Genomic DNA, 18,495 nt, shown 5'->3' on the forward strand with positions numbered 1-18,495 from the left:
ATGAGAAAAACTGCCTTTCAACAGTCCGGATTTTTAATCCGCATAAGTTCCTTTTGACTTCACCAGCTTTGGCCTGTAACCCTGAGCTGTGAGCGCAGCCATAATGGCATTCTTATGATCGGTTCCAAAGGCTTCCAGAGTGATGCGAAGCTCCACCGCCGCATTCCGGTTGATGCTGATAAACTGATTGTGCTCCAGGCGGATGACATTACCCTGTTCTTTTGCAAGGAGAGCGGATACCTTTGCAAGCTCTCCTGGTTTATCCGGCAGAAGAATGGATACGGTAAAGATACGGTCTCTCTGGATCAGTCCGTGCTGAACGATGGAGGCCATGGTGATCACATCCATATTTCCTCCGCTTAATATGGAAACCATCTTTTTATTCTCCACATTCATGTGTTTTAAAGCCGCAACTGTCAAAAGCCCGGAATTTTCCACGATCATCTTATGGTTTTCTACCATATCCAGAAATGCTACGATCAGCTCAGAGTCCTCAATGGTAATGATTTCATCTACATTTTCCTGAATATAGGGAAAAAGTTTGTCTCCCGGACATTTGACTGCTGTTCCGTCGGCAATGGTATTGACACTGGGCAGTTCCACCACCTTTCCCTGGCGCAGAGATTCCTGCATGCAGTTGGCGCCTGCAGGCTCCACGCCGATGACCTTGATCTTGGGATTGAGCATTTTGGCTAAAACGGAAACTCCGGTGCACAAACCGCCGCCGCCGATTGGAACCAGAATGTAATCAACCGTAGGGAGCTCCTTCACGATCTCCATGGCAATGGTTCCCTGTCCGGCCGCAATGTCCAGATCATTGAAGGGATGAACAAAGGTCAGTCCCTTTTCCTCGGAAAGCTTGTTGGCGTAATCACATGCCTCATCAAATACATCTCCCTCCAGTATCACCTCCGCGCCATAGCTTTTGGTTCGGTTGACCTTCATAAGGGGCGTTGTGGTAGGCATGACGATTGTGGCCGGAATTCCCGCCAGCTTTGCCGCATAGGCAACACCCTGGGCATGATTTCCTGCGGAGGCGGTAATAAGGCCCTTTGCCTTCTCCTCCTGGGAAAGGGTGCTGATTTTATAATAAGCTCCCCTCACCTTGTAGGCGCCGGTATACTGCATATTCTCCGGCTTGAAATATACCTTATTGCCGGTCTGGTTGGAATAATACTCACTGTATATCAGCTTTGTTTCCAGGATAACCTTGCTAACGACTTCCGTTGCTTCTTCAAACTTTTCCAGTGTCATCATATTTACGCCTCTTCTTTCTCTTCTACGTGAAACAATGCGCTTACAAATTCTTTTGCATTGAATTTCTGCAGGTCATCAATTTTCTCTCCTACCCCAATGTATTTGACCGGAATTCCCAGCTCTGACTGGATCGCCACCGCAATTCCCCCTTTTGCGGTTCCGTCAAGCTTTGTGAGAATGATGCCGGTAATATCAGCAACCTCCATAAACTGCTTTGCCTGTACAAGAGCGTTCTGTCCTGTTGTGCCGTCCAACACTACCAGAGTCTCCCGGTAAGCTTCCGGATATTCCTTGTCAATGATCCGGTTGATTTTCTTAAGCTCTTCCATTAAGTTTTTCTTGTTATGAAGGCGGCCTGCGGTATCGCAGATCAAAATATCCGCATGTCTTGATTTTGCCGCGGCAACTGCATCATAAACAACTGCCGCAGGGTCAGAGCCTTCCTGCTGGGCGATAATATCCACTCCTGCCCTTTTTGCCCACTCACTCAGCTGTTCAATGGCTGCAGCACGAAAGGTATCCGCTGCAGCTACAATGACCTTTTTTCCATCATCCTTCATCTGACCGGCCAGCTTACCCACTGAAGTGGTCTTTCCCACTCCATTGACGCCAATAATCAAAAGAACAGACCGCTGTGTTTCAAATTCATAGGCATTTTCCCCTAAGTCCATCTGTTCCATGATGCTGTCCATGAGGAGCTGTTTGCATTCTAACGGATCCTTGATGTTTTGTTCCTTTACCTTCTTTCTCAAATCCTCCATGATGGACATGGTGGTCTGGATACCTAAGTCCCCCATGATCAGGATCTCTTCAATCTCTTCATAAAACTCATCATCAATGGCTGAAAACCCGCTGAAAATGGAATCCACGCCTGCAATAATATTATCCCTTGTCTTCTGCAGTCCAGCAACCAGCTTCCCAAAGAATCCCTTTTTCTCACCCATAGTCGGTCTCCTTAACTTTCTAAATTTTCTTCAATCAGATTTACAGATACAAGGGTTGAAACGCCCTTCTCCTGCATGGTAATACCATACAAACGGTCTGCAGAAATCATTGTACCACGCCTGTGTGTGATGACAATGAACTGAGTAGATTTTGTCAGTTTATGCAAATATTTTGCAAAACGGTCCACATTGGAATCGTCCAGGGCTGCCTCAATCTCATCGAGAAGACAAAATGGAGAGGGCTTTAAGTTCTGAATGGCAAACAGCAATGCAATGGCTGTTAATGCCTTTTCCCCGCCGGAAAGCTGCATCATATTCTGAAGCTTTTTGCCTGGGGGCTGAGATATGATCTGGATTCCCGCCTCCAGAATATCCTCATCCTCCACTAATTCCAAAGTTCCCCGTCCTCCTCCGAAAAGCTCCTTAAATACCTTGTCAAACTCCATACGTATTTCACGGAACTTTTCTTCGAACTGTTTTCTCATTCCCGTATCCAGTTCATCAATGATCTTTAGCAGAGTGGCTTCGGCTGCCACAAGGTCATCGTGCTGGGTCTTCATGAAGGTGTAGCGCTCTGATACCTCTTTATAATCTTCGATGGCATTGACATTGACGTTGCCAAGCTTGCGGATGTCCTCTTTTAAAGACTGGATCATGCGTTTGATCTCCGGCAGTGACGTCCACTCTTCATTTCTTAAGTCGTTTGCAGTGGAATAGGTCAGTTCGTATTCATTCCACATATAATTGACATGACTCTCCATCCACTCATCCAGCTTTTCCTTCTGGCTTTGTAAGCGGAACAATTCTTTATCCAAAAGGCTGATTCTTCCGGTAAGCTCTTCCCTCTTTCGGAATAATTCCTTCTGCTCCCTGGAACTGGCCTCTTTTTGTGCGGACTTTTCGTTAATGACCCCTTCCAGTTCTTCTGAGCGTACCAGTTCTTCCTGAATCCGGCCCTTTAAGCTTTCAATTTCTTTCTGTTTCTCTTCAATGATGGAGTTGGAACCGTCGGTACCGTTTGAAAGCCCGCCAAGCTCCTCTTCCAAACGGTGAATTTCTTCTTTTACACGCCGGATATTTTCCTGTTCAAAATCATCCTTTTGCTTTAGAACTGAGGCTTTTAACTGGACAGATGACAAATCTTTGGAATACTGCTCCCTGTCTGACCTGGCTTTTTCCAGACGTCCGTTTAAACGCTCCAGTTCTTCTACCGTATCCTGATTCTGATTTTCCAGCTTATCAACCGCAGAAAGAAGCTCCTGCTGGCTGGCGCCGATCTCCCGGATCTGCACTTCCAGCTGACCGTTTTCCCGCTCCAGATCTCCGTAGGATTCCTTGATTTCCTCTTTTTTATCCTCAATACGGCGTATATTTATTTTAACCGTATTTTGCTTTAAATAAAGCTGCTGTTTTTCTGAACGGATCTTTTCCAGTTCCTCCCTGCATTCTGCAAGGAGTCCCTCGTTCATTACCAGCTCTGTTTCCAGGCGTTCCACATCAGAAAGAGCTTTGGTGCAGATCCCTTCCAGTTCCTCCATCTCCCGTTTCCGTCCCAGTAAATTGCTTGTATTCTTAAATGCGCCTCCTGTCATGGAACCGCCTACGCTTAAAAGCTCTCCTTCCAGGGTTACGATCCTGAAAGAATACTGGAACTTCTTTGCAAGGGCGATGGCATGGTCAATGGTATCCACTACAACCACACGGCCCAGCAGATAGTTTAAAAGGCCTTCATACCGGCCGTCAGCTTCCACAAGGGTATTGGCAAGCCCTAAGACTCCCGGCTCCGTCAGCGCCCGGTCCTGGCGGAAGGAATCCCTGCCTGCAATGCTGGTCAATGGAAGGAAGGTGGCCCTTCCATATCGGTTTTTCTTTAAATATTCAATCAGATGTTTTGCAGTGGCCTCAGAATCAGTAACGATATTCTGAATGCTGCCTCCAAGAGCGGTCTCAATGGCGATCTCATATTTTTTCGGCACTGTGAATAAATCCGCCACAACTCCATGGATGCCGTGGACCCGGTCTCTTACCTCCATAATCCGGCGGATGCTGCCGCCATAGCCTTCGTACCGTTCGGCAATGTTTCTTAAGGACTCCAGCTTTGTATAACTGGTATGGTATTCCTGCTGCTTATCATTTAAATTCTTATTAAGCCTTTTGACCTCGCCTTCCAGCTCTTCTGCCTTTCCTTCACTAAGGGACTGGGCCTTCTGGCCCTCGGCAATTCCGGCCTCGATCTCATCTGCTTCTTTTTGAAGAGCCGTCAGCTGTTCATCCTGCTCCGACTCATCACTTTTGAATTTTAAAAGCTTTTGGCAGACCTCGGAACGGCGCATATTCACCTGTTCCAGCATGGTTTCATACCGCTGCTGTTTTGCAGTCAGAGAAGCTTTTTCATTGAGGATGTCAATAATGCCTCCCTTGCCCTCTTCAATCTGCTGTTCCAAAAGGCGGATTTTCTCGTCCTCTGAACTTAAGGTCTCTTCCGCATCTCTAAGCTCTGTTACTGCGGTTTTTACCTGGCCGGCAATCAGGGACCGTTCTTCCTCATAGGAGGCCGCCTGAGCCATTTTCATCTGGATCTCCCCATGGATGGCCCTCACCCGTCCGGCAATGTGTTCGGCGTTCATCTGCTCTGTATTAATCTGTTCCTTTAATACATTGATCCGGCCTTCCAGGCTTCCCATCTCCACGTTGGATTTATTCTTCTCATTTCTGGCCGCGCCGGCTGACCTCTCCAGCTCCGCCAGATATGTATCCAGAATGTCATATTCTTCCCGGATCCCTTCTGATGCCTGTTTTGCATCTTCCAGATCAAGGGATACGATATTTTCCTTTTCCCGGTTTTCCTTCATCTGAACCTGAATCCCTTCTGTTTCCATCAGGAACTGGTTCACGTCGTATTTCTTTAAATCTTCCTTCAGTCGGAGATACTCCTTTGCCGCCTCGGACTGCCTTGCAAGGGGCCCTACCTGCTTTTCAAGCTCAGTGAGGATGTCACTCACACGGATGAGATTCTGTTTTTCATCTTCCAGCTTTTTCTGGGCAATGAGCTTGCGCCGTTTAAATTTAACAATACCGGCAGCCTCGTCAAATAATTCCCTTCGCTCTTCCGGCTTTCCGCTTAAAATCTTATCAATCTGTCCCTGTCCGATAATGGAATAACCTTCTTTTCCGATTCCCGTATCATAGAACAATTCATAAATATCCTTTAAACGGCAGGCACTGCCATTGATCATGTACTCGCTTTCGCCGGAACGGTAAACTCTTCGGGAAACCGTTACCTGGTCGTAATCAATGGTCAGGTGATGGTCAGAATTATCAAGGGTAATTGCAACGTAGGCAAAGCCCTGAGGTTTTCTCAGTTCTGTTCCCGAAAAAATCACATCCTGCATGTTGGAGCTTCGGAGCTGCTTTACTTTCTGCTCACCAAGGACCCAGCGCACGGCATCGGCAACATTGCTCTTGCCGCTGCCGTTAGGACCCACGATACCGGTAATTCCGTTATGAAATTCAAAGACGATCTTATTGGCAAAAGATTTAAAACCCTGGATTTCAATACTTTTTAAATACATACCCTTCTCCATTCTTAAGGCTTAAGATCCCATGATAAGCAGCCACCTGCTCCGCAGCCTTTTTAGTCCGTCCGGTTCCCTGTCCGATTATCTCCTGGCCTATGAGGACCTGGGCTTCAAATACCTTGTTGTGATCCGGCCCTTCTTCCCGCAAAAGCTCATAGCTTAAAGGTTCGTCCGTTTTACTCTGTACGATCTCCTGCAAGATAGTCTTGCTATCATAAAAGAGCTGCTTATGTTCCAGATCATTCATAATGAAACGAAGGATAAACTCTTTTGCATTAGCAAAACCACCGTCCAGATAAATGGCCCCTATCAGCGCTTCCATAGCATCAGACACGATCGACGCACGCCCCCTGCCTCCTGTGGCCTCTTCTCCCTTGCCCAAAAGTAAGTATTCCCCAAGCTTTATGCACTCCGCGCAATAGGCAAGAGTCGGCTCGCATACAATACTGGCGCGTATCTTAGTCAAATCCCCCTCCGGTCTCTCCGGATATTTGTGATACAGGCAGTCACTGGAAACCACCTCCAGCACGGAGTCCCCCAAAAATTCCAGGCGCTCGTTGCATTCCAGCTTATTTAACCGGTGCTCATTGGCATAGGAGCTGTGAGTCATGGCCTGTGTCATGAGATGCCTGTCCGAAAAACGGTAGCCGATCCGTTCCTCCAGTTCTTTTAAATTCCTGCTCATTATACACCTCTCTCTCATTATGAAAGAAGGTGCTGCGGACAGACTTAAAAGTCCCCGGCAGCACCCACATCTATTAATTTAAAGCATTCTTGATCTGTTCTACTGCGTCGCTGACACTTACGATGTTTTCTGCCACTTCTGTCGGAATTTCAATATCAAATTCCTCCTCAATGCCCATGATAATCTGGAACACATCAAGGGAGTCAGCGCCAAGGTCATCCACAAATGTGGAGTTCATGGTCACCTCATCCGGCTCAATATTTAATACCTCTGCAATTATGTTCTGTAGCTTTTCAAATTCCATTTCTTTTCCTTCCTCTCTCCTATTCTTGATTTCCTTATTTCCGCCCATGCTTTTTGGGCATAAAGGTATGCCCGAAGGGCGTTCCTTAGTCCTGCCCATGCTTTTGGGGCATAAAGGTATACCCTAAGGGCGTTTCTTCACTTTTTCTAAGACTTTCTCTTATCTTATCATTAATTCCCTGTTCTTTGAAGGTTACGCATTGAAGTATGGAGTTCTTCACTTCTGTCGCCTTTGAATTACCATGTGTCTTTACTACCAGGCCATTAAGTCCCAGAAGCGGCGCTCCCCCGTGCTGAGATGCGTCAAACGACTTTAGGCTTTCCTTCAAAGCTGGCTTTACAAGCAGAGCTCCGATTTTGCTCCTTAAACTTCCCATCATACCGCTTTTCACCTTGTTTATTAAGGTTGCGCCTACTCCTTCGTAAAGCTTCAGGATTACATTGCCTACAAATGCCTCACAAACAATGACATCTGCGCCGCCGCGTGGAATCTCTCTGGCTTCAATGCTTCCGGTAAAATGGATATCCTTGCACTCCTTTAACAGCGGAAAGGTCTCCTTTACAAGCGCATTTCCCTTTTCTTCTTCTGCGCCGATATTGACGATAGCCACTCTTGGATTCTTCACCCCCACTACATGTTCCATGTAAAGGGACCCCATTCTGGCAAACTGTACCAGATGGGACGGTCTTGCATCCACATTGGCTCCGCAGTCAATCAGCAGGGAAACACCTTTATCCGTAGGAATAAGCGGAGCCAGCGGTGGTCGTTCCACCCCTTTTATCCGTCCGACAATCACCTGTCCGCCAACCAGTATGGCACCAGAGCTGCCGGCCGATACAAACGCATCCGCCTCCTTTTGTTTTACCAGATTCATTCCCACTACGACGGAAGAATCTTTCTTCTTTCGTATGGCGTTCACCGGAGGTTCTTCCGTCTCGATTACCTCTGACGCATTCACAACCTGTATCTGTTCTTTTGGATACGTATGCTTTTTCAGCTCTTCCGATACAATATGCTCCTGCCCTACTAAGAGAACCTGGATTTCTTTATTCGCATTTACAGCCTCTACGGCTCCGGCAACCATTTCTATCGGTGCATAGTCACCGCCCATAGCGTCTACAGCTACTTTTATCATCGTGATTCTCCTTTCGTATACCGCCTAAGATAATCTATTACATAATATACTAAATATTATTATATAAATCAACAATAAATTAAGAAATTTAAAAGATCATACAGAACCGCTGTTTTCCCTGTTTTTCTCAACCTTTTTCATGATGTAGACATATGAGATTGCCGTAAACAGTCCGGCGCTGGCCCAGGCTGCCGGATCACAGGCGCTTGCCAATGGATAACTTAAAAACCGGATAGCCAATGCCGCAGTTATCAATCTTGCCGCAAGCTCCACAACGCCTCCCAGCATGGGAAGAAAACCATAGCCGCATCCCTGCATGGTATTTCTGAATATAAAGATCATTCCCAAGGGAATATAAAAAATGGCACACAGGTAAATATAGGTTTTGGCCCATGGGAGCATCTCCGTTATATCCACATCTCCCGAGAAAAACAGCTTTAATGCATAGGGTAGGATCAGGCAGACGATGACAGAAGAAAGAGCCGAATAGACGATCTCTGTCCCCAGCACAAGCTTAACGCCGCGGCGGATCCTTTTTATATCTCCCTTTCCGTAATTTTGGCCGGAATACGTGGCCATTGTCTGACCCATGGCAACCATTCCCTGAAGGACCATGCCCTGAAACTTATTGGCGGCCGTATAGGCAGCTACTGCGGTTGAACCGAACAGATTGACTGCTGACTGCATGATAATGGTTCCTGAGGCCGTGATCCCAAACTGAAGAGCCATAGGGATCCCCACAGAAAGCTGGCGCCTTGTATCTGCCTCGTTCAGCTTCCAGTGCTGGCTCTTTGGAGTTAAGACCGGCACCTTTTTATAAATATAGGAAATACAGAGAACCGCTGATATCCCCTGTGAAAGGTTCGTGGCCCATGCTGCTCCTGCCACTCCCATTTTAAAGTTAATGATAAAAACAAGATCCAGAACTACATTCAAACAGGCAGAAAACATCAGGAACACAAGGGGAATCCGGCTGTTTCCAACAGAACGGAGATAGGATGAAAACAGATTGTAAAATACATTCGTAACAATTCCCATGCAGATGATGGAGATATAGGTGTATGCATCCTCAAAAATATTCTCAGGCGTATTCATGACCCGTAAAAGTGTTTTCATGAATGCAAGGCTTAAAACCGTCATTACTGCAATAACAAACGATGACAGGATGATCCCGTTAGCTACGGAACGCTTTGCCCCGTTTTCATCCCCTGCTCCGAACCTCTGGCTGGTAAGAACCGTAAATCCGGTGCTCATCCCCTGGGAAAATCCAATGACCAGAAACATAATGGTGCCTGTGGAGCCAACGGCTGCCAGGGCATCCGGCCCTACAAAACGGCCTACAATAATGGTATCTGCCATGTTATAAAGCTGCTGAAAGATATTTCCCATCAGAAGCGGAAGCGTGAATTTTAAAATGATCGGAAGCGGATTGCCTCTTGTCATATCAGTTTCCATTTTTTTCCATCCCCTGCCAAAAAATTTTGTCGCCTTTTTAAGAAGCGCAAGGGCTATTTTACCACGTTCCGTCTCTATTGTCACCGTTCTTTTTCAAAAAAATCCCATATCTCCATTATTCATAAACCGCAGCCATAACGGCCCCATAATCTCCTATCTTTTCCCCCAGCTGAGCAGGCACGATCCTGCAGGCTGCAGCCGAAGGGGCAAGAGCCTCCTTATGGATCTCCTCCCACATGGCTGTTTCCAGAAACTCATGACTCCTGGCATATATGCTTCCTGCCACAATCACTTCCGGATTCAGGATATCGATAAGTATGGACAGCCCCTTTCCAAAATATGTTCCGGACTCTCTTAATAATTCTGCAGCGTCCTCATGGCCTGCTCTGGCTGCCTCTGCCACATCCTTGGCTTTAACCGATCCTTTTTCTCCCGTCTGGAATGAGGCTCTTTTTCCCTCCTTTTCCATCTGCTCCGCCTTTTTTACTGCCATCTGACGGATCCCGCCGCCGCTGCAAAAGCCTTCCAGGCTTCCCGCTTTTCCGTATCCCACCGGCCCTTCCTCCTTTAGGCGGACGTGGCCAACTTCTCCTGCCATGCCGCAGGCTCCCGTATATAGACGCCCGTTTAAAATAAGTCCTGCGCCAAGACCGGTGCCAAAGGTAAGAAATATCATATGAAGAGATCCCTTTCCTGCCCCATACTTCCATTCGGCAAGGGCGCAGGCATCGGCGTCATTTAACATCCTGGCAGTCATTTGAAGCTTTTCCGACAAATAGGCCACAACAGGGACCGAAACCCACCCGGGAAGGTTGGGCGGGGAACATATGACCATACGGTCAGGACTTAAGGGGCCTCCGCAGGAGATTCCGATCCGGCAGTCCGCCCGGTTAATCCCATGGGTCTCAAGCATCCGCTCTGCGTGACGGCATAAGTCATCTAAAACTCCTTTCCAGTCAGGCGTTGTCTGTATTTCCACCCGGTCATTCCACACAACAGTTTCTCCCTCCAAGCGGCAAAGCAGCACTGCACACTTTGTTCCTCCAATATCAAACCCTACTACATGCATCGTAATACCTCAGTCCTTTTTTTATCATGAAATACCACAACAGAGCAGGAACCGGCATGCCGGCCCTGCTCTATTCCTGTTATGAAATCGTTCTTTGCGTTTAACTCCAGGTTATTTTATGGTGTCTTTTGTAAGAACGGAAACTCCTGTGTCCACGTTCTTGTCGCCGGTATCCTTGCTCTCCAGAGCATTAACCGCCGTCTTCACTCCCTCATATCCCATAACGTCAGGGTTCTGAGCCATGGTTGCCAGAAGATAGCCATCCTTGATCAGCTGAAGGATCATGTCGGATTTGTCAAAGCCCACGCCGATGACGGTCTCGCCCGCCTCCTGAATGGCATTGCCGGCTCCAACAGTAGAGCCTTCATTGGCTCCGAAGATGCCTACACAGCCCTGAGTGATATAGTTTGCCGCAATATCCTTGGATTTTGCCGCATCGCCTTCACCGTACTGGGTTTCCAGAATCTCAAACTTGGTTCCCTCAAATGCAGAGCGGAAGCCTTCTTCCCTGGCTACTGTGGATGCAGTTGCCGCATTGACATTGACGATACCGATCTTACCGGATTCAATTCCTTTGTCTTTTAAGGCTTTGATCATTTCTTCTCCTGCAGTTTTTCCTGCAGCCTTATTATCCGTTGCAAGGGTCTGGATCGCCGGCAGGGATGCTGCGGAGTCTACGTATACTACCTTTACACCTGCGTCAATGGCTTCCTGTAGAGATGCAGTAACTGCATCAGGGCCATTAGCCGCCAGCAATATGGCCTGAGCGCCGCCTGCGACGGCATTGTTAATGCATTCGATCTGCTTTGCATCATCCTTCACATCAGGAGCCAGCCATTTATAATCTACATTCCCAAGCTCCTTTACCGCTTTCTGGGCACCTGCATCTACGTTTACCCAGTGCTGGTCCATCTGGTCCATGGTAATTAAGTAAACCTTGTACGAGCCGCCCCCTGAAGCTGCCTCTTTCGCTGTTTCTCCTGCTGCAGCCGTTGCTGCTTCAGTCGCTGCTGCAGTTGTTGCACCAGTTGTAGCTGCGGCCTCCTTCTGCCCGCTGCTGCAGCCTGCGCACATGGACGCAATCATTCCAATAGAAAGAACAGCCGCCAATACCTTCCGTTTCATAAACCTTTTCCTCCTTAAATTTGGATATTTTAAAATTTACCTATATTAAAGCCTCAGGCTCCAATACCTTGTTTACGTTTCTTGCTTACTTTTCTTTCCAAGCTTTCCGCTTCTTACGATCACATCGATCAATACGGAGATCACCACAATGGCGCCGATGACAATATTCCGGATAGCAACCGGTGCTCCTGCAAACTGAAGTCCGTTCTGAAGCACTCCCCAGATGGAAGCGCCGATCACCGTGCCAATGAGGATTCCCTGGCCTCCCAGAGTTGAGACTCCTCCGATTACGGAAGCAGCTACAGCATACATTTCATAGGCATTGCCCGCATCCATGGTGCCCATGCCGCTGGTTGCACAGATCACCAGTCCTACGATGCAGGAACAAAAGGAGCTGACCAGATAAGCCTTTGTGGTGGTTGATACGATATTTACTCCGGATAGCTTGGAGGCCTCTATGTTGCTGCCGATTGCATAAATGTGCCGCCCTGTCCTGGTTTTACTCAATAAGAAATTAAATATCAGCCATAAAACAATGGATATGATCACCGTATTATATACTCCGGCAACCTTTCCGTAATAAAAGAAATCCCGAAAACCCTTTGCCCCGTCTCCGATGGCGTCTGTATTATAGTTGTTATTGACGATTTGGGCAATACCTCTTGCGATTGTCATGGTGCCCAAGGTTGCGATAAAGGGCGGAAGCTTGCATTTCGCTACCAGAAGGCCGTTGACAACTCCTACGATCAGACAGCACATGAGGGTGAGGATTACCGCTGCCCATGGATTCATTCCTTTTGTCATCATGGTGGCGGATATCATACAGCTCATGCCAACCACAGAACCAATGGATAAGTCAATGTTTCCGGTGATCAACACATAGGACTGGCCGATGCCGATTAACAGAATCGGTGCAATCTGGCGTAAAAGGTTTGCAACATTTTTCCCGGAAAAAAATGTAGGGTTTATGATGCCAAAAACAATGCACATGACGATGAGTCCAATGCCAACGGTGACTACCTGTCCCATCCCGCGAACGGCGAACAGCCTTTTATACCAACTCTGTCTTTTACTATTCATGTTACCTCTCCTTGCCCTTCTCTTAGCTGATCTTACTTTCAAACTGAGTCGCATATTTAAGGATCAGATCCTGTGTTGCCTCAGCTGTTTTCATTTGCCCTGTAATCTTCCCGTCGCACATGACAATGATCCGGTCGCTGATGCCCAGTACTTCCGGCATTTCCGATGAAACGAACAAAACGCCGATCCCCTTTTGCTTTAATTCATTCATCAGGTTATAGATCTCTACCTTTGCCGCCACGTCAATGCCTCTGGTTGGTTCATCGAAAATCACCACCCGTGAGTTCCTTGCCAGCCATTTACCTACCACCACCTTTTGCTGGTTTCCGCCTGATAAGCTTCCGGCATCCACCTCTGTGTTAGGCAGCTTGATTTTTAAGGAAACCACTGTTTTATCCGTCATTTCCCTTTCTTTTTTCCTGTTTACGATCCCCAGCTTTCCGCATAGAATATCCAGGTTGGGAAGAGCAATGTTATCCCGTATGCTGAGCTTTGTGCAGAGGCCATCCTTTTTTCTGTCCTCAGGAGCCAGCACGATGCCAGCTTTTATGGAATCCTCCACCTTATGAATGACAACTTCTTCTCCATCCAGAAAGATCTGTCCTGATTCCTTTGGATCCGCTCCGAATATGGCTCTGGTGGTCTCTGTTCTTCCTGCTCCCATTAATCCGGCAATACCTACGATCTCGCCTTCGTGAAGCTCCAGACTGATGTCCCGCACCAGATGCCCTGCATTTAGATGACGCACCTCCAGGATCTTCTTCCCTTTTTGGCAGGTCACCCGGGGGAATTTCTGTTTTATTTCACGTCCTACCATATGGGAGATGATCTCTTCCATCCGATTCTGGTCAAAATCCATTGATGTGATAAATTTACCGTCTCTCATGACGGTGACCCGGTCCACAATATGCTTCAGCTCTTCCAGGCGGTGAGATATGTATACGATTCCGCAGCCTTCCTTTTTAAGCTTTCTGATGATGGTGAACAGATCATTGATCTCCTTTGATGTCAGGGCTGATGTGGGTTCATCCATGATCAGGATCCTGGCATTCATGGAAAGGGCCTTGGCGATCTCCACCATTTGCTGCTTGGACACTGCTAAGTTTCCTACCAGCTCCTCAGGGTCTAATTCAATATTCATACGGCTGAGAATTTCAGCCGCCGCCTTGTTCATCTCTTTTTCAGAAAGAACCATCCCCTTCGTCCGCTCCCGCCCCAGGAAAATATTTTCTGCTACGGTCAGATGCTGGCACATGTTCAGTTCCTGATGGATGATCGCGATTCCCAGTTCCTTTGCTCTCTGCGTGGTCATTTCCCGGATATGGCTGCCGAACACCTCTATGGTCCCCCCATCCCTTGGGTAGACGCCGCTTAATATTTTCACAAGCGTTGATTTTCCCGCGCCGTTTTCACCTAACAATGCCATAACTTCTCCTGATTTTAAGTAAAAAGAAACATCGTCAAGCGCTTTTACACCAGGGAATGTTTTTGTAATATTCTGCATCCGCACAATATCTTCCTGCATAACTCTCACCCTCATACTTCTCTCAAATTCGTCACAATTCAGCTGCTGTAAGCTTCTGTAACCAGTATAGCATTGGAAGCGGCGGGATAGTAGGGGAGATTCTTTCGTTTAAGGGGGGCAATCTTTGGCAATCAAATTTTGCAGAAACGAAAAACAGGCAGACAAGCTGCCTGTTTTTTCCTTCCGTCACCAGCCCACTTTATAAAATTCCTCTTTTGGGTACTCTGCCGCAGCCTTTCCATCCTGGAGAATTATCATCCGATCCGATACATCCATGTTGTCAGCAAGGTTGCTGGTCAGAATGAGCACCGATATCCCGCTGTTTTTCAGCTCCTGGATCAGATCAAGCACATACCGCCTTAAGTACATATCTCCCTTAGCCAAAGGCTGGACGCACACAACGACCTTAGGATGAAGCAGATGGATCCGGTAATAAGCCAGCCCGTATTTTTCCCGAAGGCTTAAATGATCAATCTTCACCGCGTCAATGCAAGGACCAACCTTTTTCATATACTCTTTCCGTACGCTGCGAAGATGGCCCCGTCTTAAATTCCCGAACCTGACTTTTCTGTCTAAAAGAAAAGTCAGGTTTTCCATGTAGCTCATATCCCGAAACAGGAAGGTTTCTGCCGGATCATCGGGAATAACAGCCACCCCTTCCTTAAAAAAGTCCACAGGCTCCTCTCCTGCAAACAACCTTTCTCCCAGACAGATCCTGCCTCCGCTGATCCCCCTGCTGCCGGAAAGAACCTCCACCAAAGGCTCCCAGGTCTGATTATCCGTGTCCAGTATCATCAGACATTCCCCTTTTCTAAGAGAAAAACCAACCAGCTCTTTCCCGTTTAAATGAACCCCTTCCAGTTTAAGAGCAGCTTCCTCCTTTGGCTCCCTGATCTGACTGCCGGATAAATCAAAGGATATGGTATAGGGCTGAAGAGCCGTTTCCACCATTTCTTCCTTCTCGAAAACCTTCCAAATGGACCCCTGATGAAAAAGGGCTGCCCTGTCTGCGATCTGGAACACCTCCTGATGATGGTTTCCCATATAAAGGAATGCGATCCCCCGCTTTGCCTGCTCCCGGATAATGTCCTGAAACTGCTTTAGTTCCATCTGGCTTAAGAAATTGCTGATCCGGTCCAGGATGATGAACTGGCACCCTGCCAGAATGGCTTTTAAAAGCTCCGTCACACACCGTTCAAAAGCGCTTAAGGTGGAGACCCGGCGCTTAGGGTCAATGGTCAGCCCCAGGGATCCCATCAAAAGCTCCACCTGATGATCCAGCACTTTGCTGTTGATGATATACTTTTTAAATCCCTTTCGCATAACAAATAAGTTATCGGATATGGTCAGGCTGTCAATGAGCCTTCCCCTCTCCTCAATCACATAGACCCGGTTGTCCGTGAAGTCCGAATGGGAATAATGGTTCACACGGTTTCCTTCATAATAGACTCCGCCAAAGTTAATGGGAATGTTATGGCAGATGAGACGAATCAGCTGGGTACAGCCTTTTGCATCAGAAATGATGAACCCCATAATTTCTCCCTGGAGAATATAAAAATCCAGATTATCCAGATAACGCTCCCCGTTTTCTTCCAGGGTAACATGATTCAGCCGGAGAACTTCCTTTCTCATTTCATCACCTCTCTGTCATCAATCCTTTACAATGGGAAGGGATATCTCCACATCTGTCCCCGCTTCCACCTGGCTGTAGACGTGGATGCCATATTCTTCTCCAAAAAGCAGCTTGATTCTGTTGTTCACATTCTGAATTGCAATGCCGCCTCTCCGGTCCGTATCAGGATTTACGTCATCTAAGGATAGGCTTTTAAGCTTTTCGTTCAGCATTTTCACCCGGTCTGCCTCCATACCAAGCCCGTCATCAGAAACCTTGATGATCAACCGGGAATCCGTCACCGAAATTTTAATGATCAGGTGGCCCTCTCCTATTTTCCGTTCGATCCCATGGAAAATAGAGTTTTCAACCACAGGCTGAAGGGTCAGCTTTGGCAGGCGGTACTGCAGGATTTCCATTTCATCCAGCTCCTCTGAAAAGGCATACTGAATGCTTAACTGCAATTTTTTTCCGAAACGGAACTGCTGGATATAATAATAGTTTTCAATATTTGCAAGTTCATCTTCCAAGTTCACCAGATGGTCCACATTGGAAATGGTATAGCGGAAAAAGGTGGCAAGGGCCTCCGTCATTTCTGCGATGCTGTCAACTCCCAGGGTCAAGGCCTCACTTCGTATTCCTTCCAGGGTATTGTACAAAAAATGGGGATTGATCTGGTTTTGCAGGGCCAGATATTCCGCCTGCTTTTTTGATACATTGATCAGTTCTCTGGTTCCAAGCATTTCTAAGAATCTTTGGTTAACCTGCTCGGATTCCAAGTCGTAAGGATATCGGATTTTAAATAAATCATTTAAAACACTGCCTGAGGCAAACTGCCGCTCTACCCGTTTGGTTTCCTCCAAAGGTTTATAGATCCCATAATATCCTCCGTAAAAAAACAGGGCGATCAAAAGGGCTGCTGCCATGAAAAGCCACATTTGTGCCGGCGTACCCATGGTTAAATACAGGGCATATCCAAGTAAAAGCAAGAATCCCACAAAAAGGCCTGACAAGAGAAGAATCACTCTGACGGACAGAAACCGAAACTTTTCCTTCATGATATGCCTCCTCCCTGTCAGGAATAAAGCTTCCGGTATTCATTTGGTTTTAATCCGGAAAACTTTGTGAAATTTTTAGTAAAGTACTTTACATCGCTGTAGCCCACTTCCCCGCATATGGCCGCCACACTTAAATTGGTTTCCTTTAACAGGCTTTTTGCCTGTTCCATGCGCACCTCAGATAAAAATTCCAGAAAGTTCTTTCCTGTCTCTTTTTTAAACAGAGAACTGAAATAGGTAGGATTGAATCCTGCGATTTCACTGACGGTTTCCAGAGTAATGGCCTCCTTATAATGATCCCTGATATATTTTTTGGCTATGCGGATGGGGCGGTTATTTTCCTGCATCTTTCCTGCTACGGCTTTGTCATAGGAAGAAGAGATTTCCTTTATCAGAAAGCGCAGGACCTCTCTTGCAGAGGAACAAAATTCCACTCCCTGATTAAACCGTTCCATGAAATTCTGCTCAATGGGAATCTTATGGTTTTTCATGAAAAACAAGTAAAGATTGCACACTTCCCGGCACATCTGCAAAATCTCATGTCCGGTCATATCCGGCTGTTCCAAAAGCCCTTCCTTCAGCTTCATCAGACAGTCTCCTACCTGCTGCCGGTCCAGGCTTTCCAGTGCCGTATTCATGCTCTGGTTAAACTGGGTGAACCACTGGCTTGATGCCAGATGAAAGGAGCTGCGCAGCTCGCCTTCCAAAAGCTTGCCGTTTCCGGCCACCAGCCGCTGTTCCACCAGATGCCTGGCAGATTTAAGGGAATTTCTTAGCTGGGCGGCATCCCGTACGGTTGTTCCAAATCCAATGGTCACCCGGAGCCCCTCCAGAATGGATTCCAGAACAGCAAGTTCATTTAATATATTTTTACACTGCCTGCGGATGAGCTTCCTGCTCTCCTCCCCATAATTGAGGAATATGTAAATATGGCTGTTTTCCACATACAATTCCCAGTCAAATACATGGCCTTTCAGCATCTGTTCAGCAATCTGAGTTGTCTTTTCTGTCAGAAATTCCAGGTTTTTCTCATCTGGCATGGAAATTCCGTCAAATTTAACACAGACGATTTGAAAGCAGCCCGGCTTTAACTGATAATAATACTGCTTATTGATTTCTTCCAATCCGGTACAATCCTGTTCGCTCCTGTCCCTGTACAGAACACTGGAAAACCAGGTGGTCCGCAGCCTCTCCGCATCACTTTTTCTTGCAAGCCTGACCCGTTCTTCGTAGGTCAGCTGTTCGTTTTTTTCATTGTACCTCTCCCTGATCTTTTCCAGAGTTTCCGTCAGTTCCTGTTTTTTTATGGGCTTCAGCAAATAATCGCTGACCCCATATTTGATCGCCGTCTGGGCATACTCAAAATGGCGGTATCCGCTGATAATGACGAATTCCACTCCCACATTCAGTTCCCTGGTCTTTTTCACCAGGTCCAGGCCGTCATATCCTGGCATCCGGATATCTGTGATCACCACATCAGGAGAAAGGGCTTCTATCTTTTCAAGCGCCTCGATCCCGTTATTCGCCACACCGCTGAGCTTCATATCCAGTGCCTGCCAGTCGATCAGCTTTTCAATCAACTGGCAGATCTTTTCTTCATCATCTGCTATCAATACTTTTAACATGATTATCCCCCTGCTATGCCCCGTTTCTTATGACATTATAGCA

14 protein-coding genes are annotated in these 18,495 nt (G+C 47.1%); all 14 read right to left on the reverse strand.

Going from position 1 to position 18,495, the window contains the following annotated elements:
• Nucleotides 1-33: 33 nt before the first annotated feature.
• Nucleotides 34-1,257: a threonine ammonia-lyase gene (gene ilvA / locus K401_RS0125145; protein ID WP_024295541.1), complete on the reverse strand. Its 1,224-nt coding sequence runs from the start codon at nucleotides 1,255-1,257 to the stop codon at nucleotides 34-36.
• A gap of 2 nt (nucleotides 1,258-1,259) precedes the next feature.
• The gene (gene ftsY, locus K401_RS0125150; RefSeq protein ID WP_024295542.1) at nucleotides 1,260-2,201 is read right to left on the reverse strand and encodes a signal recognition particle-docking protein FtsY; all 942 of its coding nucleotides are present in this window, start codon (nucleotides 2,199-2,201) and stop codon (nucleotides 1,260-1,262) included.
• Nucleotides 2,202-2,212: 11 nt separating this feature from the next.
• Entirely contained in the window at nucleotides 2,213-5,773 is a 3,561-nt protein-coding gene (smc, locus tag K401_RS0125155; RefSeq protein WP_024295543.1) for a chromosome segregation protein SMC, read from the reverse strand.
• Entirely contained in the window at nucleotides 5,754-6,464 is a 711-nt protein-coding gene (rnc, locus tag K401_RS0125160) for a ribonuclease III (protein WP_024295544.1), read from the reverse strand. The genes smc and rnc overlap by 20 nt, the downstream gene beginning before the upstream one ends.
• A 73-nt stretch (nucleotides 6,465-6,537) precedes the next feature.
• Nucleotides 6,538-6,768 carry an acyl carrier protein gene (acpP, locus tag K401_RS0125165; protein WP_013272586.1) on the reverse strand — a complete coding sequence of 77 codons (231 nt, stop codon included), beginning with the start codon at nucleotides 6,766-6,768 and terminating at the stop codon, nucleotides 6,538-6,540.
• Nucleotides 6,769-6,853: 85 nt separating this feature from the next.
• A complete protein-coding gene (gene plsX / locus K401_RS0125170) occupies nucleotides 6,854-7,903 on the reverse strand; it encodes a phosphate acyltransferase PlsX (protein ID WP_024295545.1) in 1,050 nt (349 codons plus the stop codon).
• A gap of 96 nt (nucleotides 7,904-7,999) precedes the next feature.
• Nucleotides 8,000-9,358: an MATE family efflux transporter gene (locus K401_RS0125175; protein ID WP_024295546.1), complete on the reverse strand. Its 1,359-nt coding sequence runs from the start codon at nucleotides 9,356-9,358 to the stop codon at nucleotides 8,000-8,002.
• A 115-nt stretch (nucleotides 9,359-9,473) separates the two neighbouring features.
• Nucleotides 9,474-10,427 (reverse strand): ROK family protein, encoded by a 954-nt coding sequence (locus tag K401_RS0125180; RefSeq protein ID WP_024295547.1) that lies wholly within the window; start codon nucleotides 10,425-10,427, stop codon nucleotides 9,474-9,476.
• Between the two features lie 111 nt (nucleotides 10,428-10,538).
• The gene (locus K401_RS0125185; protein ID WP_024295548.1) at nucleotides 10,539-11,552 is read right to left on the reverse strand and encodes an ABC transporter substrate-binding protein; all 1,014 of its coding nucleotides are present in this window, start codon (nucleotides 11,550-11,552) and stop codon (nucleotides 10,539-10,541) included.
• A gap of 72 nt (nucleotides 11,553-11,624) precedes the next feature.
• Nucleotides 11,625-12,632, reverse strand: a complete 1,008-nt coding sequence (locus K401_RS0125190) for an ABC transporter permease (RefSeq protein WP_024295549.1) — start codon at nucleotides 12,630-12,632, stop codon at nucleotides 11,625-11,627.
• Nucleotides 12,633-12,654: 22 nt separating this feature from the next.
• Nucleotides 12,655-14,157 (reverse strand): sugar ABC transporter ATP-binding protein, encoded by a 1,503-nt coding sequence (locus K401_RS0125195; RefSeq protein WP_024295550.1) that lies wholly within the window; start codon nucleotides 14,155-14,157, stop codon nucleotides 12,655-12,657.
• A 186-nt stretch (nucleotides 14,158-14,343) separates the two neighbouring features.
• Nucleotides 14,344-15,789 (reverse strand): ATP-binding cassette domain-containing protein, encoded by a 1,446-nt coding sequence (locus K401_RS0125200; RefSeq protein ID WP_024295551.1) that lies wholly within the window; start codon nucleotides 15,787-15,789, stop codon nucleotides 14,344-14,346.
• Nucleotides 15,790-15,807: 18 nt separating this feature from the next.
• Nucleotides 15,808-16,827, reverse strand: a complete 1,020-nt coding sequence (locus K401_RS0125205; protein ID WP_024295552.1) for a sensor histidine kinase — start codon at nucleotides 16,825-16,827, stop codon at nucleotides 15,808-15,810.
• Between the two features lie 17 nt (nucleotides 16,828-16,844).
• Nucleotides 16,845-18,452: a response regulator transcription factor gene (locus K401_RS0125210; RefSeq protein ID WP_024295553.1), complete on the reverse strand. Its 1,608-nt coding sequence runs from the start codon at nucleotides 18,450-18,452 to the stop codon at nucleotides 16,845-16,847.
• Nucleotides 18,453-18,495 lie beyond the last annotated feature (43 nt).

It is taken from the genome of Lacrimispora indolis DSM 755 (assembly GCF_000526995.1).
Classification (GTDB): Bacteria; Bacillota; Clostridia; order Lachnospirales; family Lachnospiraceae; genus Lacrimispora; species Lacrimispora indolis.